Raw genomic sequence first — 17250 nt, 5'->3', positions numbered from 1 at the left:
GCGGCGTTGAGCGCGCGCGTCACGACCGCTACATTGCGCACTCGAGCCCAGGTGGTGGAATTGGTAGACGCAGGGGACTCAAAATCCCCCGACCTTCGGGTCTTGCGAGTTCGAGTCTCGCCCTGGGCATTGAAGACAAATCTTGCAGTTCGTGATCGAGGCAGCCGGGACGCTTTTGTCGTCGCGGCAAGCAGTCGTCGCGGCGAAAAGCGACGCAGCATCAACGAATTCTGGACAGCCGGATCAGCGAAGTTTCAAAACTCGCATGGTTCAACTGCATTCGGGCGCGGACACGCGAATGCTCGTCCAGTGCAACTGATCCGATGTCATCTGACATTCTGAGTGGCAGTGTTTGATCTGGCGCCAGGGATAATAGCGACAGAATCATAGAGCGCGGCTGGGTATCAGGTGTTTGCCAGAGGAGTTTACCGGACTCGTTCACGAAGCTGAATTCGACATGAGGAGGCCGAGCCGATGCCCAGAATCGCGTAACATCGGCTCCCCCGTTGTAGAGGTCTAACTCAATCTCGGCAACTCGTCGACCTCGCGTGGTAATTCGGCCTCGGATGCAGACCTGGATCGTGTCAGCCTTGCCGTCATGAATCACCCACGTATCGGGACGCGTGCATTGAACGAACAGGTCCGGCTGAGGCGAACCGCAGCTTGGGATTACTATCAGGAATGTGGCGAGCACGCTCCGTAGTCTCGACACGGCGCTAACACGCGCAGAAGAACCACGAGCTGGGACTGAGACTCAGATCGCTGAAGATCGCGGTCATTGAAGAGTACTGGAAAGACGCGGATGTCCCAGTCGATAGAACGCCAAAGAGCGTCGCACCGACAAAGCTCGTCGGTGGCCCGAACGTCGGTGCTCCGCTGTCGCCATTGGATGACGCGCCGTTCACATTGTAGAAGCACACATTGCGCTGGTCCGAGCCGGCAACATTGTACGTATAGCAAGGATCTTGGACGTAACCGTATGTCCAGCCCGAAATAGCTCCGACTTTGTCGATTTCGTAGCCAGTTTGTGCGGCGCCCTGGCCCGAATGGCCCTCCACGTTATCGATGGTGGTATAATCGGGCGAACTTAAAAATAGAGAGCCATTCGCGAATTGGTTTTTGTTGATGGTTCTCGCGATGGTTCCGAGATCGTTCGTTACGCCGATCGCGTACGATATTACGACGACATCCGAGTGGACGCAGAATGTGGGGGCGCCGGCGTCGCAATGCCCCGTCGAGAAAAACCCGGGTGGGCTCTTGAGGCCAGTCTCAAAACCGATTGTGGGGCCGTTGGTTGTTTGTGCAACGGTACTGTGGTCGTTAAGTCCAAAGTCATCAGTGCAGTGTGCTGCCGTGAGGAAATAGTACGAAAGCCCGACCTGCGCGACCGGCCCGAGCGTGCAGCCGCTAGCGCCCCCCGTATAGTAGACGCCAATAAAAAAACCAGCACGAGTCGGTCGGTAGGTGTCCCAGAGGGTCCCACTCAAGCGTCGCGGCTGAGATTGCACCTCAATGAGAACAGCATCCTCCGGTATTCCTAGCTGCGCGACTTTGGCCCGTGTGGCTCCAATCGTCGAATCTTCGGCAACGCCGATTCGAACGAGGTTACGTCGGTGATCGATACCGATACCCACTCCGCCGGGCGCGTTGAGGACCGGAGCCATTAGGGCGTTTCGCCATGCCGCCAGTGTCGCGTACGAGTATTTGACCGAAACGCGATGCCACGGTTTGGCGGCGTGCCGGGCGCTAAAACGCTGACCAAGCGCCGCCAAGACAGTTGCCCGCACTTCAGATTGACGAAGCGTGTCCGTGAGCATGAGTTCGATCCCATCGTCGGGATCCGCGGCAATGCCGCCAAACTCCGGCGAGCTACCAGTAATCGCGAGATAAATGGAATCAATAGCGCCAATCGCCAGCGGGGAGGCTGGCTGAGTGCCTAAGCTGCGAACGCCGACGGCTGCAGCCGCGAAACGCGGGCTGGTCGGCCTGTCGTTGCTGCAGGCCAGAACGCCGAGTGCAAACGCATTGAGCACGATGTGATTGCGGTGACGCATACAGGCCCCAAGTCATGGCGCATGGTCATGGACGAATCAGTAGTCGACGCCGACTATAAGTATCACTAATGCAATTTTCAAGATATATTATTAGAGGGCCATGTTGCGACACAGGACTTGGTTCGTAACGCTGCAGCCCGTGCGGACCACAATCCTGGGGCGAACGTCTGGTGATCGCCTATCTGATACGGGGGTCGAGAAATCTCATGCGAACCGCACCGATTTGTTCTCCGATCCTGTTCTCGCTGGAGTGACGCGCTGTCTGGGGTTCGCGTCGAGACAGCCGCGCGCGCATTGGAACACGTACGCGTGCCGGCGCGGCCTTCTCGCGACCGTCTCGTGTCGCGTGCGAAACAAAGATGATGGGCCGGCAGCCCGCCCCGTTGGAACTCCGAAACCTCGTCCTGTGACGACTGCCAAAGCCCAGCGTAGAACCCCGCAACTAATTCCGTCGGCGGCGACTACTGGCGATGCCGCGCCCCCAAGGACAGTTTTCTTCCTCGACACACCTAGCCGAGCCAGCGTGAAAACGCCTATCCTTACGGCCGCCTGCCTGCTCATCCTGGCAGTAATCGCGGGTGTCTCCCCGGCGCCGGCGCGAGCACAATCTCGCGCGAAGCCTGACGAACGCGCCGTGCGCGCCGTTCTCGATTCCTTCTATACCGCCGTCGGCGCCCAGCACTACGACTCCGCGGCGGCGTTCGTCATCTTCGAGCCTTTCGCGCGGTATTTCCACCAGCAGATCGGCAACCTGCGTAGCGCCATACCGCACAGGTGGAGCGTCGAAGAGTACATGGCGACCGATACGACGATGCCGCGCATCGTCGCCGAATGGCAGGTGCAGCAACTCAACAAGCGCGCGAACGACGATCCATTCCTGTACTACGGACATGAGTACGCGCGTATCACGTCTGCGGCGGAGCTCGTTGCCCTCGATCCGCACGACGCGCTCGCGCGATGGATCGAGGCGAAGGACCCGCGGTACCGCATGATCGAAGCGTGGAAGCGCTCGAACTGCAGCGCACTGTCTCCGCTGCCTCCGCCCGAGTCCATGCCCAGGCAGGTGGTGAAGGGCGTTGCCTTCAGCGACGATACCACGGCGTACGCGATCGTCGACGACGCTCGTAAAGTCAGCGACGACGTGGCCATGTACATGACTCACCGCGTGCTGACGCTCCGTGCACGCGGACGATCCTGGCGCATCGTGCCGAGCGGCGAGCTCCTCGATCACATGAACGGTGGATTCGCTGGAATGAGTTGTGAGAAGCGCTGACACCGCTTTACTTGAAGGGGCACACGGGCGCCGATAGCTTTCGGCGCCCTCTTTTATTCGTGCTTTCACAAACACTCGAGCGTCATGGCCACGTATAAGCTCGCCAAGGTTCCGTCGAACGGAGAACGCATCGGTTACGAGCAGGGTGTGCTCAACGTCCCGAACAATCCGATCATCCCGTTCGTGGAAGGCGATGGGACCGGCGCCGACATCTGGCGCGCGTCCGTGCGTGTGTTCGACGCGGCCATCGAAAAGGCGTACGGCGGCGAACGCCGCGTGGCGTGGATGGAAGTCTTCGCCGGCGAAAAGGCCTTCACGAATTACAACGACTGGCTGCCGCAGGAAACGGTCGACGCGATGCAGGAATTCCGCGTCTCGATCAAGGGTCCGCTCACGACGCCGGTGGGCGGCGGCATTCGCTCGCTCAACGTGACGCTGCGCCAGGTCCTCGACCTCTACGCCTGCATTCGCCCCGTCCGCTACTTCGAGGGCGTCGGCAGCCCGATGAAGGATCCGGGGAAGCTCAACATCGTCGTCTTCCGCGAGAATACCGAAGACGTGTACGCCGGCATCGAGTGGAAGGCGGGATCGCCCGAAGCCGACAAGCTCCGCGACTTCATCCAGAAGGAATTCAAGAAGGACATCCGCGAGCATTCGGCGATCGGCATCAAGCCGATGTCGGAATTCGGCTCGAAGCGCCTGATCGACATGGCGATTCGTTACGCGCTCAAGCACGACCTGCCCTCGGTGACGCTCATGCACAAGGGCAACATCATGAAATTCACCGAAGGCGCGTTCCGCGACTGGGGCTATGACCTGGCGCGCGAGAAGTACGCCGATACGCTGGTGAGTGAAGCCGACCTCGCGAAGGGCGGACCGGGCGCGCGCGCCGACGCGGTGATCATCAAGGATCGCATCGCCGACTCGATGTTCCAGCAGCTGCTGCTGCGCCCCGATGAGTATTCCGTCATCGCGACGCCGAACCTGAACGGCGACTACGTCTCCGACGCGGCGGCCGCGCAGGTCGGCGGACTGGGCATTGCGCCCGGCGGCAACGTCGGCGACGGCGTGGCCGTGTTCGAGGCGACCCACGGCACCGCGCCCAAGTACGCCAATCTCGACAAGATCAACCCGGGCAGCGTCATCCTGTCCGGTGTGATGATGTTTGAATATATGGGTTGGAATGAAGCCGCGCGGCTCATCGAGCGCGGCCTCGAGAACGCCATCAAGTCGAAGCGGGTCACGTACGATCTCGCCCGCCAGATGCCCGGCGCGTCCGAAGTCTCGACGTCCGGCTTCGGCGACGGGATCATCAAGGGCATGTCGGCTTAACGGCTTCAACCGGTTTCAATCGTCGCCGCCGGCGACAGGATCACGCGCACCCATGACCCTCACGTTGAATGCCGCGGCGCTGCCGTCCGACTTCGGCACGCTCGAGACGCCGCTGCTCGTCATCGCGCTCGCCAGCACGCCCGCCAGCGCGTCTTCGAGCGCACCGACGTTGACCAGCGACCTGCAGCCGATCGACGCCGTCACGTCCGGCGCGCTCGGACGAGTCCTCTCCCGCCGCGACTTCCGCGGCGGTCGAGACGAGACGCTGCATCTCGCGGGCGGCGAGCGAGGCGTCGAGCGCATTCTGCTCGTCGGCATGGGGCCGGCCGCCGATCGCGCCTCCGCGTTGCGCCGTGCGGGCGCCATCGCGGCGCGGCAGGCGAATCGCATGGGCGTCGGCAGACTGGCATTCGTCGCGGGTTCCATGACGGCGGACGAAGTCGAAGCCGCCGGCCTCGGGCTCATCGCCGGCGCATGGGACTTTAAAGAAATGAAAACGGCGCCGCCCGCCGAAGAGCAGCGCGCGCCGCTCGACCAGGCAACCATTCTCAATGCCAACGCCGACGCCAACAACGCCGGCGTCCGCGCCGCGCAGGCGATCGGCGAAGGCCACTCGCTCGCCCGCCGCCTGGGCATGCTGCCCGGCAACATCTGCACGCCGGACTATCTCGCCGAGACCGCGCGCGACATCGCGAAGCGATTCGGCATGCAGATCACGGTGCTCGATCGCGAGGCGATGACGCGCGAAAAGATGGGATCGTTTCTCTGCGTCGCGCAGGGCACGACGCAGGATCCCAAGCTGATCGCGATCGAGTATCGCCGCGGGCCCAAGGACGGCAAACCGATCGCGCTCGTCGGCAAGGGACTCTGCTTCGACTCGGGCGGCATCTCCATCAAGCCCGCGCAGGGCATGGAGTGGATGAAGTTCGACATGTGCGGCGCCGCCGGCGTGCTTGGCGCCATGGAAGCGATCGGCCGTTTGGAACTTCCGGTCAACGTCGTGGGTCTCATCGGCTCGACGACCAACATGCCTTCGGGCGAAGCCGTGAAGCCCGGTGACGTGGTGCAGGCGTCGAACGGAAAATTCATCGAGATCATCAACACCGACGCGGAAGGCCGGCTCGTTCTCGCCGACGTATTGGTGTACGCCAAGCGCTTCGAGCCTGACGCGGTGGTCGACGCGGCGACGCTGACGGGTGCGTGCGTCATCGCGCTCGGACACACCGCCACCGGCGTGATGGGCAACGACGAAGCATTGGTGCAGGAAGTGCTGAACGCGGGCAAGCGCTCTGGTGAACCGGGGTGGCCGCTGCCGCTGTGGGACGATTATAAAGATCTCATCAAGTCCGACGTTGCGGACATCAAGAACTCGGGCGGACGGCCCGCGGGCACCATCACCGCGGCGCTCTTCCTCAAGGAGTTCGCCGAAGGCTACTCATGGGTGCATCTGGACATCGCGGGAACGGCGTACACGGAATCGGATCTGGGCACGGTGCCGCGGGGACCGACCGGCGTGCCCGTTGGAACGTTCGTCGAGCTCGTGCGAGGACGCACACGCTGACGTCATCGCGAGTCCTTCGCGCCCTCGCGCGTGCGGCGCGCGGGCGACGCTTCGGCCTCGGCCTGCTCCTGGCCGGGGCCGTTTTGCAGGCGCGGCCGCACACCGTCGGCGCGCAGGTGCCCGTGCGTCCGGACACGGTGAAGAAGCGCGACACCATCCTCGTGCCGATTCCGCAGCGCGCCGATTCCATTCTTCGCGACACGCTGGCGAAGAAGGATTCGCTGCATCCAATCGCCAAGGACACGATACGTCCCGACACGATCAAGGCGCCGATCGCGCACGCCGAGATGCCGACGGAGCTCGCGATCGGACGTTCGCTGCATTGGGACCGCGACTCGTTGTTCGCCACCGGCGCGCTCACGCTCGCCGACTTGCTCGAGCGCGTGCCCGGTCTGACGTCGTTTCATTCGGGGTGGCTGCCGTCGCCCGCGACTGACGCATACATGGGCGACATCCGCCGCGTGCGCGTCTTCATCGACGGCCTCGAGTATCTCGGACTCGATCCGCGCAATCACGGCGCGCTCGATCTCACGCAAGTCAACCTGTGGGGAATGGAAGAGGCGACGATCGAGCCGACCGCCAGCGAAGTGCGCGTATATCTGCGAACGTGGCGCCAGCGGAACACGCATCCGGAAACGCGAACGGATGTCAGCACGGGCGATCAAGCGACGACGATGTACCGCGGTTTCTACGGCAAGCGGTTGAATCACGGCGAAGACATTCAATTCGGCGCGCAACAGAACAACGCCGGCAATCCGGCACAGGTCCTCGGCGGCAGCGGCACACAAACCGGAACGGTCGCGCGCCTGGGCTGGGCGAAGCCGAATTTCAGCGTCGATGGTTTTCTGTCGCACATCAGCCGCACGCGCGACCTGACGCGGCGCGATCCGGGAGTCGGCGGCGATTCGATGCCCAATGTCGCGTCATCGCGCACCGACATGTACTTCCGCGTCGGCTACGCCGATCCCGACACCAGCCACCTTTGGCTGCAAGCGATGGCCGGCGCCTCGAAGTACGACTATACGGGCGTCCGAACCGACAGCGTCATTGCCTTTCCGAAAACCGCGGCGGACACGGCGTTCAACAATCAGCCGCTCGATACGAGCACGTATCGTTCACAGTATCTGATCACCGGCGGCACCGTGCGCGGACCGTTGCGCGTCAGCCTTACCGAGCGGCTCTTGAGCGGCGGCGGCAAGTCGATCAATTCGCCTTCGGCGCGCGGGAGCTTTGCGTGGGGACCGTTTGGCGTGAGCGCCTTCACGCAAGCGAAGGACCTGGATTCCATCTCCCGGTCCGACGTCACCGCGCAATTCAATCCGTTGCCGTTCGTCAGCGTGCTGGCGAGCGCGGGACGCAGCACGGACTCCCGCATCAAGGACAGCAGCTTCACGGCGTCGTACCTTCGCGCCGAAGCCGGGGTTCGCTACAAGAATCTCTGGTTCCTGGGCGGGATTCTGAAGCGCGACAGCGCATCGCTCACGCCGCCCAACGTGTACGACACCACGTTCGCGCGAGTGGGCGAAGCGCCGGTGACCGGGGCGACCGCCGCCATTCGCGGGCAGGTGTGGCGTCTCATTCACATCGACGCCTGGGCCGTGCGCTGGAACGACACGCTCGGCTACTATCGTCCGCGGTATCAAACGCGCACCGAGTTGTACGTGCATACGAACATGCTCGATCGTTTCCCGTCCGGGCACCTGGGCATCATGGCGTCGCTCATTCACGAGTATCGCTCGAACGTGCGATTCCCGGTCGGTGTCACGACCTTCGACAACGGCGCGACCGTGAGCACGACGAACGTGGTGCCGTCGACGGCGCTCGGCTATCGCACGATCTCGACGCTCCTCGAGATTCGCATTCTCACCGCCACCATCTCGTGGCAGTTCCGCAACGTGCTCGGCGAGCGATACTCGCAGGTCCCTGGCTTCCTGATGCCACGGCAGACCAACTTCTACGGCGTGCGCTGGTCGTTCGTCGATTGACGATGCGCGACTCGGGTTCATCACGTTTCTGGAGCGGCTCCGTCCAATGATCAAGAGCATGACCGGCTTCGGCTCGGCCGACGGCGACGTGGGCGGCGCGCACGTCTCCGTGGAGGTGCGGTCCGTCAACCACCGATTCTTCAATCCGTCGATCAAGTTGCCGTCGGAGCTGAGTCGCTGGGAGGCGGAAGTGCGCGAGGCGATGCGCAAGGGCATCGCGCGCGGACACGCCACGCTGACGGCGCGCGTCGAGCGCCACACGGGCGACGCGCTGCACATCGACGAAGAGCGCTTTCGATTGTACGTCGAGCAGATTCGCGCCTTGCAACAGAAGTTCGATCTGCATGACGCGGTGGACGTCGGGACGGTGCTTCGCTTACCCGAGGTGATCACGAGCGGCGAGGAGAGCGATGAAGGCACCGCGCCGGAGCTCGTCGACATCGTCGAACGAGCGCTCACCGCGCTCGACCAGATGCGTTCAGCCGAAGGGGCGCGGCTCAAGACGTATCTCGAGGAACGCTTGGGAATCATCGAGCACGCCGTGAACCGCATCGCCGTGCGAGCGCCGGGGCGATTGGTGGAGCAGCGGGATCGGTTGCGGGCGTCCGTGCAGGAGCTCGCCGGCGGGATCGCCCTCGACGAGCAGCGGCTGGCGCAGGAGATCGCGGTGCTGGCCGACCGGCTCGACGTGTCGGAAGAGATCAGCCGATTCCACTCGCACTTCGTGGCGTTTCGCGCGGCGCTCGCGTCGCCCTCGCCCGATGGAGTGGGGAAGCGCCTGGGCTTCCTGCTTCAGGAGTTGCTGCGCGAGGCGAACACCACGGGCAGCAAGGCGAACGATGCGGCGATCCTGCAGGACGTCATCGTGATCAAGGAAGAGCTGGAGCGGATTCGCGAGCAGTCGGAGAACGTGGAGTGAATCCGTTTCCGATCATCCTGTCGTCTCCGTCGGGCGGCGGAAAGACGACCATCGCGCGGCTACTGCTGGAGCGGCGCGCCGACGTCGGCTACTCGGTCTCGTGCACGACCCGGTCGCCGCGGCCGCGCGAGGTGGATGGCAAGGATTACTACTTCCTCACGAGAGAAGAATTTATCTCCCGGCGCGACGCCGGCGAGTTCGCCGAGTCGGCGGAAGTGCACGGGAACCTGTACGGGACGCTCAAGAGCGAGATTTCGCGGGTTCTGAGCCTCGGCCGCCACGTCATTCTGGACATCGACGTGCAGGGGGCTCGGCTGATTCAGGCTGTCTTTCCCAAGGCGGTGACCATCTTTGTGCTCCCGCCCTCGGGGGAAGTCCTCCTGGACAGGCTCCAGAGCCGCAAAACCGAGTCCCCCCAACAGCTTGTCGCTAGATTACATTCCGCATTGCAGGAATTGCGGGCGGTCGAGGAATACCAGTACGTCGTCGTGAATGACAACCTCGACCAGGCTGTGCAGCGGGTGAATTCGATCATCGACGCGGAGGTGGTCAGCCAAGCTCGGCTGGCCGGGCTCCGGCAGAGCGTCGAGGCGTTGGTTCATCGGCTGGAGCAGGCCGTGCATCACCATTCATCGAGCTGACGAGAGACGACATCATGCGAGTGTTTACGCCGGGCGAGATCGCCAAGCATGCCGCCAACAAGTATCTCGGAGTGCTCGTCGCCGCGAAGTATGCGCGCGTGCTCAACGAGTTTCCGCGCGACCGTTCGTCGTCGCGCGAGAAGAAGCTGACGACGCGGTCGCTGGAAGAGCTGTCGAAGGGCGACATCGTGTACCACGTGGTGCCGCGCCGACGGGCTGAGTAAGCTCGAGTTATCGCGAGCGCGCTCGGTTGTCATCCCGAGCGAGCGGAGCCGGGTGCCCTCTGGGCGCATGAGGGACCCCCTTCTCAGCGGAGCGCTGCGTATGGCTCCTCCGTCGGGACGGGGGTCCCTCGACTTCGGCGCTTCGCGCCTCCGCTCGGGATGACATATTTTTTCCCCCATGCGCCCTTTCACCGGCAAACGCATCCTCCTCGGCATCACCGGCGGGATCGCGAGCTACAAGTCCGCGTGGCTCGCGCGGCTCTTGAGCAAGGCGGGCGCCCAGGTGGATGTGGTGATGACGCGCGCGGCGACGGAATTCGTCGGCGCGATCACCTTCGAGGCGCTGACGGGCCGTCCGGTGCACACGGGTCTGTTCGACGCGGGCCGGGCGCTCGATCACATCAAATTGGCGCGCGAGGCGGATGCGATCGTCGTCGCGCCCGCGACGGCCGATTTTCTCGCGCGCGCCGCGACGGGGCAGGCCGACGATCTGCTCTCGGCGACACTGCTCGCCGCGGGCTCGCCGGTGCTGTTCGTGCCCGCGATGAACGATCACATGTGGGCGCATCCGCAGACGAAACAGAACGTCGCGCATCTGCGGTCGCTCGGGAATCGTGTGCTGGAGCCGGATGAAGGCGCGCTCGCCGCGGGCGAAGGCAGCGGCCCCGGACGTATGCCGGAACCTGAAATAATATTTGCTCATGTAAGCCGCTTACTGGAGCCGGCGGGGTTCGGCGGCCGGCGCGTGCTGGTGACGGCAGGGCCGACGCGCGAAGCCATCGACCCCGTACGATTCATCTCGAACCACAGCAGCGGCAGAATGGGTGTGGCGCTCGCGGCCGCGGCGTGGCGTCGTGGCGCGACGGTGGATCTCGTCGCGGGACCGCTCGCCGTGCCGGCGCCGCCAGGAGTCGCGGTGCACGGCGTCGAGTCCACGGACGACATGGCCGCGGCGGTCGAACGATTGCTCCCGCGATCAGACGTGTTGGTGATGGCCGCCGCACCGGCCGATTTTCGTGCGTCCGCACCGGCGGCGTTGAAGATCAAGAAGACCGAGTCGCCGGCGCCGCTGGCGCTGGCGCCGACGCCCGATATTCTACGCGCCACGACGTCGGCGCGGAAAGCGGGATCGGTGATCGTCGGCTTCGCGCTCGAGACGAACGACGTGCTCGCGGGCGGACGAAAGAAGCTCGCCGGCAAGGAGCTCGACATGATCGTCGTCAACGATGCGACTGAAGCCGGCGCCGGCTTTGGCGTCGACACCAATCGCGTGACGCTGCTCATGCGCGACGGCGGCGAAGAACAGTTGCCGCTCATGTCCAAGGCTGACGTGGCCGATGCCATTCTCGATCGCGTGGAGAAATTGATCGGTGGACGCTAAGGATCTGTTGCGGCGCTACCTCGAGCAGCGGCGCGAGATGGGCGAATCGGAGCTCGTGCTCGATCGCATGTCGGTCGATGAGGCGATGACGTTGCTGGCGGGCAAGCGAGAGACGGCGGCGGGAAACCGCGACGCTCGCGCGCGTGCCGTCGAAGACGACGTGGCGGCGCCCGTTCGCGATTTGAACGATCCACAAGTGGGCGATTGGCGCACCGCGCTGCGCGCGGCGGGAGCGACGCCCGACGCCATGCCAACAAAACAGACGGCAGCCCCGTCGAACCCTGTCGGCGTCACCATGGAGCAGCTCGATTCGCTCAATGACATCGCGGCGCACGTCGCTTCGTGCACGCGATGCCCGCTGTATTCGACCGCGCTCAACCCCGTGCCGGGCGAAGGGAATCCCGACGCGGACTTCATGTGCGTCGGCGAGGCGCCAGGCGCGACCGAAGATGAAACGGGACGGCCGTTCATCGGAGCCGCCGGCCAGTTGCTCACAAAAATTCTCGGCGCCATCGGGTTGGCGCGGGAGGACGTGTTCATCTGCAACGTTCTGAAGCATCGGCCGCCCGGCAATCGAAATCCGATGCCAAACGAGGTCGAGGCGTGCAGTCCGTACCTCATTCGCCAGATCGAGCTCGTCAAACCGAAAGTGATCCTTGCACTCGGCACGTTCGCAGCCCAGACTCTCCTCTCTACAAAAACGCCGATCGGAAAACTCCGCGGCCAGGTGCACCGGTATCACGGGGTGCCTTTAGTCGTTACTTACCACCCCGCGGCGCTTCTTCGTAATCCCTCGTGGAAGCGCCCGACTTGGGAAGATGTCCAGCTTGCCCATCGAATACTCACCGGCGCCGCAGACCCCCAGCCTGGGGCGTGATCCGTATCGCGACCGGCGTCCGCCATACTCCGAGGACGCCGAACAAGCGGTACTCTCGGCGATGTTGATCGACCAGGACGCGGTGCTCCGCGCGGTCGAGTTCGTCGACGACACCATGTTCTACGCCGAGCGGCACCGGCGGATCTTCCGCGCGATGGTGACGATCGCGGAGCGCGGCGGTGTCGTCGATCCGCTCACGCTCTCCGACGAGCTGGGTCGCCGCGGCGAGCTCGATGCGAGCGGCGGCAAGGACTACATCGGCTTTCTCGTCGACGCGGTGCCGACCGCGGCGAACATCGAGTATCACGCGCAGATCGTGCGCGAGAAGGCGATTCTCCGCCGCCTGATCGAAGTCTCGACGTCGATCGTCAGCGAAGCGTTCGAAGGCAAGTTGACGGCGAACGCGCTGCTCGACGAAGCGGAGTCGAAGATCTTTCAGGTGGCGCAGCAGCAGACGCGCGACGGGTTCACGCGCATCAAGGAGCTGCTGTGGCCGACGATGGAACGCATCGAGGCGCTGCAGAAAGGTGGCAAGACGATCACCGGCGTCGCGACGGGCTTCGGCGATCTCGACGAGATGACGTCGGGGTTTCAGCCGGCGGACCTGATCATCGTCGCGGCGCGTCCGTCGATGGGAAAGACGGCGTTTACGCTGAACATCGCGCAGTACGCCGCGATCGAGCACAACGTGCCGGTGGCGTTCTTCTCGCTCGAAATGAGCAAGGAGTCGCTGGTGCAACGCATGATCACGTCGGAGGCGCGCATCGACGCGCAGAAACTCCGCAAGGGCATGCTGCGCGACGACGATTTCCCGCGCCTCGCGCGCGCGGCGGGCATCCTGAGCTCGGCACCGGTGTGGATCGATGACACTCCTGGTATTAGCATTCTGGAAATGCGCTCCAAGGCGCGCCGGCTCAAGTCGGACGCGGGCGTCGGCCTGGTGATCGTGGACTACCTGCAGCTCATGGCGGGGCCGGCCGGCGTCGAGAGCCGCCAACAGGAAGTCAGCCAGATCTCACGCGGCCTCAAGGCGCTCGCGAAGGAGCTCAACGTTCCGGTGGTGGCGCTGTCGCAGCTCTCGCGCGCGCCGGAGCAGCGAACGGGCGACAACAAGCGCCCGCAGCTCTCCGACCTTCGCGAGTCGGGCGCGATCGAACAGGACGCGGACCTGATCATGTTCCTCTACCGGCAGGAGTTCTACGACGGCCCGGTGGACAAGGACGGGAATTCGCTCGAGGGGAAGGCGGAGGTCATCGTCGGAAAACAACGGAATGGTCCGACGGGCATGGTGAATTTGTTCTTTCACAAGCAGTACACGCGGTTCGAGTCGTATACCCAGAGAGGATAGGCCGTCGCGCATAACGAAATCGACCACGGACCGTTCGGACATGCACGGATCGGTACGGAGACGGCGTTTGTAACTGCGTTGCACATGAGTTCTTTTGAACACCCTCGGGATGCTTCGGTGATGGAAGCGTCCCGAGGGTGTTCTTCATTCAATCGACCGCCGTTCACCAGGAACGCCGTCTCCGGCCTGTCCGTGGTCGTCCGTCAAGTCCGTGGTAAGCTGTTCCGCCTCCGTCCGTGGCTAACTTTCCTCCCATGCCGAAGTCCAAGACGGTCTACCGCTGCACCGAATGCGGGTCCGAGTACTCCAAGTGGCAAGGACGGTGTGAGACCTGCGGCGAGTGGAACACACTCGTCGAGGAGATCGCCGCGCCCAAGCTCGCGGTCTCCGGCAGCAAGACCGCGCGCCGAATCGGGGGGGCGCGTACGCTCGCCGAAGGCGGAAGCGTCGCCCCAACGCCGAGGCTCCGTGAGGTCACCGGCTCCCAGGCGCAACGCTGGAAAACCCGCCTCGATGAATTCGATTTCGTCCTGGGCGGCGGCATCGTTCCCGGCTCGATGATTCTCATCGGCGGCGAACCCGGCATCGGCAAATCGACGCTGCTGCTGCAGGTCGCCGCGAAGCTCGAGGCGGCGGGGCACGCGACGCTCTACGCAAGCGGAGAGGAGTCGCCGCTCCAGGTGAAGCTTCGTGCCGACCGGCTCGGAGACAGCGCGTCTGAAGTCTCGCTGCTCGCCGAAACGAATCTCGAGACGATTCTCACGACGTCGGCCACCGTGAATCCCGCGGTGTTGATCGTCGATTCCATTCAAACCGTGTTCACCGCCGATCTCGAGGGTGCGCCCGGCAACGTGGGCCAGGTGCGCGAGTGCGCCGCACGGCTCATGCGGTACGCGAAAGAAAGTGGAACGACCGTGTTCGTCGTCGGGCACGTCACGAAGGGCGGTGGCATTGCCGGGCCCAAGACGCTCGAGCACATCGTCGACACGGTGCTCTACTTCGAGGGCGAAACCACGCTCGATCATCGCGTGTTGCGCGCGACGAAGAATCGCTTCGGTTCGGTTGATGAAATCGGCGTGTTCCGGATGCTCGAGAGCGGGTTGGAACCGGTGGCGAATCCCTCCGAGTTGTTCATGGGCGATCGCGCGTCGCACGCATCGGGAAGCGCGGTGACCGCGCTGCTCGAAGGCACGCGCCCGGTGCTCGTCGAGATCCAGGCACTCGCGGCCAAAGCCGGCTTCGGCACGCCGCAGCGCGTCGCGACGGGATTCGACGGTCGCCGGTTGGCCTTGCTGCTCGCCGTCCTCGACAAGCGCGCGGGATTGTCGTTCGCGCAGCTCGACGTCTTTCTGAACGTCGTCGGCGGTATGCGCCTGCAAGAGCCGGGCGGGGACCTCGCGGTCGCGGCGGCACTCGCATCGAGCGTGTACGACCGCCCGCTCGCCACCGACGCCGTCTTCGTGGGCGAAGTTGGGCTCGGCGGCGAGGTACGCACCGTCTCGCAGGTCGATCGGCGAATCGCCGAAGCCGCCAACATGGGACTCCGGCGCGTGTATCTGGCGGAGCGCGGCGTGCCCAAGCGGGTGTCGCGAGAGGTCGAGCTCGTGCCCGTGCGCACGATTCAGGATTTGCTCAAGCGACTTTTTGCATGAGTGACCTGGTAACATCGGCCGCCGCGCGCGACGTTGGTGTCGTCATCGTCGCCGGAGGCAGTGGCAGCCGTGTCGCGCAGGACAGCGAGAGCGGCGAGCTCAAACAGTTTCGCTGGGTGGCGGGGAAGCCCGCGCTCCTGCATAGCCTGCAGACGTTCATGGCGCGCCCGGACGTGATCTCTGTCGTCTGTGTGTTGCCGCGCGAATATGCGGCGGATCCGCCACCGTGGATCTTCCAGTGCGACATCGATCGCTTGATGATCTCGACGGGTGGCCGCACGCGCACGGAATCGGTTCGCAACGGGCTCGAGGACCTTCCCGACGAAGCGGCGATCGTGCTCGTGCACGATGCCGCGCGTCCGCTGGTCGGCGACGAGACGATCGACCGCGTCGTGCAGTCGGTGCGCACCGGCAGCGCGACGATCGCCGCGCTGCCCGTCGTCGACACGCTCAAGGAAGTGGACGCCGACGGCACCATCGTGCGCACGATCGATCGCGAACGCTTGTGGCGCGCGCAGACGCCGCAGGGCTTTCCGCGCGCGCTCATCGAGCGTGCGCATCGCGACGCCAAGACGCAGCATCTCTCGGCCACCGATGACGCCGCGCTGTGCGAACGACTCGGGCTGCCGGTGCGCGTGGTCCGCGGGAGCGAGCGCGCGATGAAGATCACCGAGGAGCGGGACTTCGCGCGCGCCGAAGCGCATTTTCTGTTGCCGGAATGATCCCACCCTCGCAGCGGAATTCCGAGCGAAGGTGCGAGCGGAGCGAAGCGCCGGCGCGAGGAACCATCTCGTGAGAGTCGACACGCTCTCGATCCCATTCTGGTCCCCCGAAGAAATCGAGACCGCGATTCGCCCCGCGCTCGCGCAGATCGAGACGCGTCGCGTGCTCGCGTATCCGACGGAAACGGTGTACGGCTTTGGCGGCGGCATCGATCGCGACTCGGTCGACGCACTCGTGCGACTCAAGAATCGCCCGCCCGGAAAGCCGTTCTTGCTGCTCATCGCCGGCCCGGACATGGTGGACCGGCTCGCGCTGCGTCTGCCATCGTATGCGACGAATCTCGTCGCGCGTCACTGGCCCGGGCCGCTGACGCTCGTGTTGCCCGGCGGCGAGAACCGGGTGCCCGATCGGTTGCGCGGACCCGAAGGCGGCATCGCGGTGCGATGGACGAGTCATCCCGCCGTCGCGCGGTTGATTCGCGCGCACGGCGACGCGATCACTTCGACGAGCGCCAACCGTCCGGGGGTTCCGCCCGCCAACTCCGCGCGAGAGATTCTTGAGCAATGGAGCGACGCCGTCGCGCGCGGCCAGCTGCGCGTGCTCGACGGCGGATCGCTCAATCACTCGAAGCCATCGACGGTGCTGGATTGCACGGGCCGCTTGCCTCGCGTCATTCGGCCGGGCGAAATCCCGGCGAAGGTCCTTCGAGAGAGCGTGCCCAATTTGATCGGAGATGCGTGATGCCCGTGCGGTCATCCTGAGCGAGGCGAAGGATGACAAACAGGACAGGACACTTATGAAGATTTTATTCGTCTGCACCGGCAATACGTGTCGCAGCCCGATGTCCGAAGCCATCGCGCGCAAGATCGCGATCGAGCGCGGCCTGCACGACGTCGAGGCGTTGAGCGCCGGCACGAGCGCGCACGACGGCTCGCCGGCCAGCGACGGATCGCTGCTCGTCGGCATCGAACGCAACATGGACCTGGGCGGCCACGCGGCGCAGACGCTCACGCGCGATCTCGTGCGCGATGCAGATCTCATCCTCGCGATGGCGCCACACCACCTCGAGCGAATCGAAGCACTCGGCGGCGCGGGCAAGGCGTTTCTGCTGTCCGACTACGCCTCACATGGTCAGTCCACGCGGCCGATCAGCGATCCGATCGGCGCGGAGCTCGAGGTGTATCGCGCGACCGCCGACGAGCTCGAGGAAGAAATCCGCCGGGTGCTCGATCGCATCACCGCGGAGCGCGGCTCGCGCGCCGAGTGAGGCGCGATACGGC

Annotated in this window: 15 protein-coding genes and 1 tRNA gene; 15 read left to right on the top strand and 1 reads right to left on the bottom strand. The window is 64.4% G+C overall.

Going from position 1 to position 17250, the window contains the following annotated elements:
* Positions 1-45 precede the first annotated feature (45 nt).
* Positions 46-129 (top strand) — tRNA-Leu (locus VN706_19615).
* Positions 130-716: 587 nt separating this feature from the next.
* On the opposite strand, the gene VN706_19610 is transcribed toward VN706_19615, so the two are convergent.
* Positions 717-2054 carry a hypothetical protein gene (locus VN706_19610; protein HXT17854.1) on the bottom strand — a complete coding sequence of 446 codons (1338 nt, stop codon included), beginning with the start codon at positions 2052-2054 and terminating at the stop codon, positions 717-719.
* A 634-nt stretch (positions 2055-2688) separates the two neighbouring features.
* Between VN706_19610 and VN706_19605 the strand changes: the two genes are divergently transcribed.
* The 14 genes from VN706_19605 to VN706_19540 all read left to right on the top strand — a co-directional run bounded on the left by VN706_19605 (position 2689) and on the right by VN706_19540 (position 17237).
* Positions 2689-3327, top strand: coding sequence for a hypothetical protein (locus VN706_19605; protein ID HXT17853.1), 639 nt, complete (start codon positions 2689-2691; stop codon positions 3325-3327).
* 84 nt (positions 3328-3411) lie between these two features.
* Positions 3412-4659: an isocitrate dehydrogenase (NADP(+)) gene (icd, locus tag VN706_19600; protein ID HXT17852.1), complete on the top strand. Its 1248-nt coding sequence runs from the start codon at positions 3412-3414 to the stop codon at positions 4657-4659.
* A gap of 52 nt (positions 4660-4711) precedes the next feature.
* The gene (locus VN706_19595) at positions 4712-6220 is read left to right on the top strand and encodes a leucyl aminopeptidase (protein HXT17851.1); all 1509 of its coding nucleotides are present in this window, start codon (positions 4712-4714) and stop codon (positions 6218-6220) included.
* A gap of 83 nt (positions 6221-6303) precedes the next feature.
* Complete coding sequence (locus tag VN706_19590; protein ID HXT17850.1) at positions 6304-8205, top strand: hypothetical protein; 1902 nt, start codon at positions 6304-6306, stop codon at positions 8203-8205.
* A gap of 46 nt (positions 8206-8251) precedes the next feature.
* Entirely contained in the window at positions 8252-9124 is an 873-nt protein-coding gene (locus tag VN706_19585; protein HXT17849.1) for a YicC/YloC family endoribonuclease, read from the top strand.
* Positions 9121-9765, top strand: coding sequence for a guanylate kinase (gmk, locus tag VN706_19580; GenBank protein ID HXT17848.1), 645 nt, complete (start codon positions 9121-9123; stop codon positions 9763-9765). Before VN706_19585 ends, gmk begins: the two co-directional genes overlap by 4 nt.
* Before the next feature lie 14 nt (positions 9766-9779).
* Positions 9780-9989 (top strand): DNA-directed RNA polymerase subunit omega, encoded by a 210-nt coding sequence (locus VN706_19575; GenBank protein ID HXT17847.1) that lies wholly within the window; start codon positions 9780-9782, stop codon positions 9987-9989.
* A gap of 178 nt (positions 9990-10167) precedes the next feature.
* A complete protein-coding gene (gene coaBC, locus VN706_19570; GenBank protein ID HXT17846.1) occupies positions 10168-11370 on the top strand; it encodes a bifunctional phosphopantothenoylcysteine decarboxylase/phosphopantothenate--cysteine ligase CoaBC in 1203 nt (400 codons plus the stop codon).
* Positions 11360-12247 (top strand): uracil-DNA glycosylase, encoded by an 888-nt coding sequence (locus VN706_19565; GenBank protein ID HXT17845.1) that lies wholly within the window; start codon positions 11360-11362, stop codon positions 12245-12247. Before coaBC ends, VN706_19565 begins: the two co-directional genes overlap by 11 nt.
* A complete protein-coding gene (gene dnaB / locus VN706_19560; GenBank protein HXT17844.1) occupies positions 12189-13595 on the top strand; it encodes a replicative DNA helicase in 1407 nt (468 codons plus the stop codon). The genes VN706_19565 and dnaB overlap by 59 nt, the downstream gene beginning before the upstream one ends.
* Before the next feature lie 254 nt (positions 13596-13849).
* The gene (gene radA, locus VN706_19555; GenBank protein HXT17843.1) at positions 13850-15247 is read left to right on the top strand and encodes a DNA repair protein RadA; all 1398 of its coding nucleotides are present in this window, start codon (positions 13850-13852) and stop codon (positions 15245-15247) included.
* Entirely contained in the window at positions 15244-15969 is a 726-nt protein-coding gene (ispD, locus tag VN706_19550) for a 2-C-methyl-D-erythritol 4-phosphate cytidylyltransferase (GenBank protein HXT17842.1), read from the top strand. Before radA ends, ispD begins: the two co-directional genes overlap by 4 nt.
* A 70-nt stretch (positions 15970-16039) precedes the next feature.
* Positions 16040-16711, top strand: a complete 672-nt coding sequence (locus tag VN706_19545) for an L-threonylcarbamoyladenylate synthase (GenBank protein HXT17841.1) — start codon at positions 16040-16042, stop codon at positions 16709-16711.
* A complete protein-coding gene (locus tag VN706_19540; GenBank protein ID HXT17840.1) occupies positions 16704-17237 on the top strand; it encodes a low molecular weight protein arginine phosphatase in 534 nt (177 codons plus the stop codon). The genes VN706_19545 and VN706_19540 overlap by 8 nt, the downstream gene beginning before the upstream one ends.
* The last annotated feature ends 13 nt before the right edge of the window (positions 17238-17250 follow it).

Source organism: Gemmatimonadaceae bacterium (genome assembly GCA_035606695.1).
Lineage (GTDB): Bacteria > Gemmatimonadota > Gemmatimonadetes > Gemmatimonadales > Gemmatimonadaceae > JAQBQB01.
The sequence above is the reverse complement of the archived record's forward strand: the minus strand, read 5'-3'. Positions and strand labels throughout refer to the sequence as shown.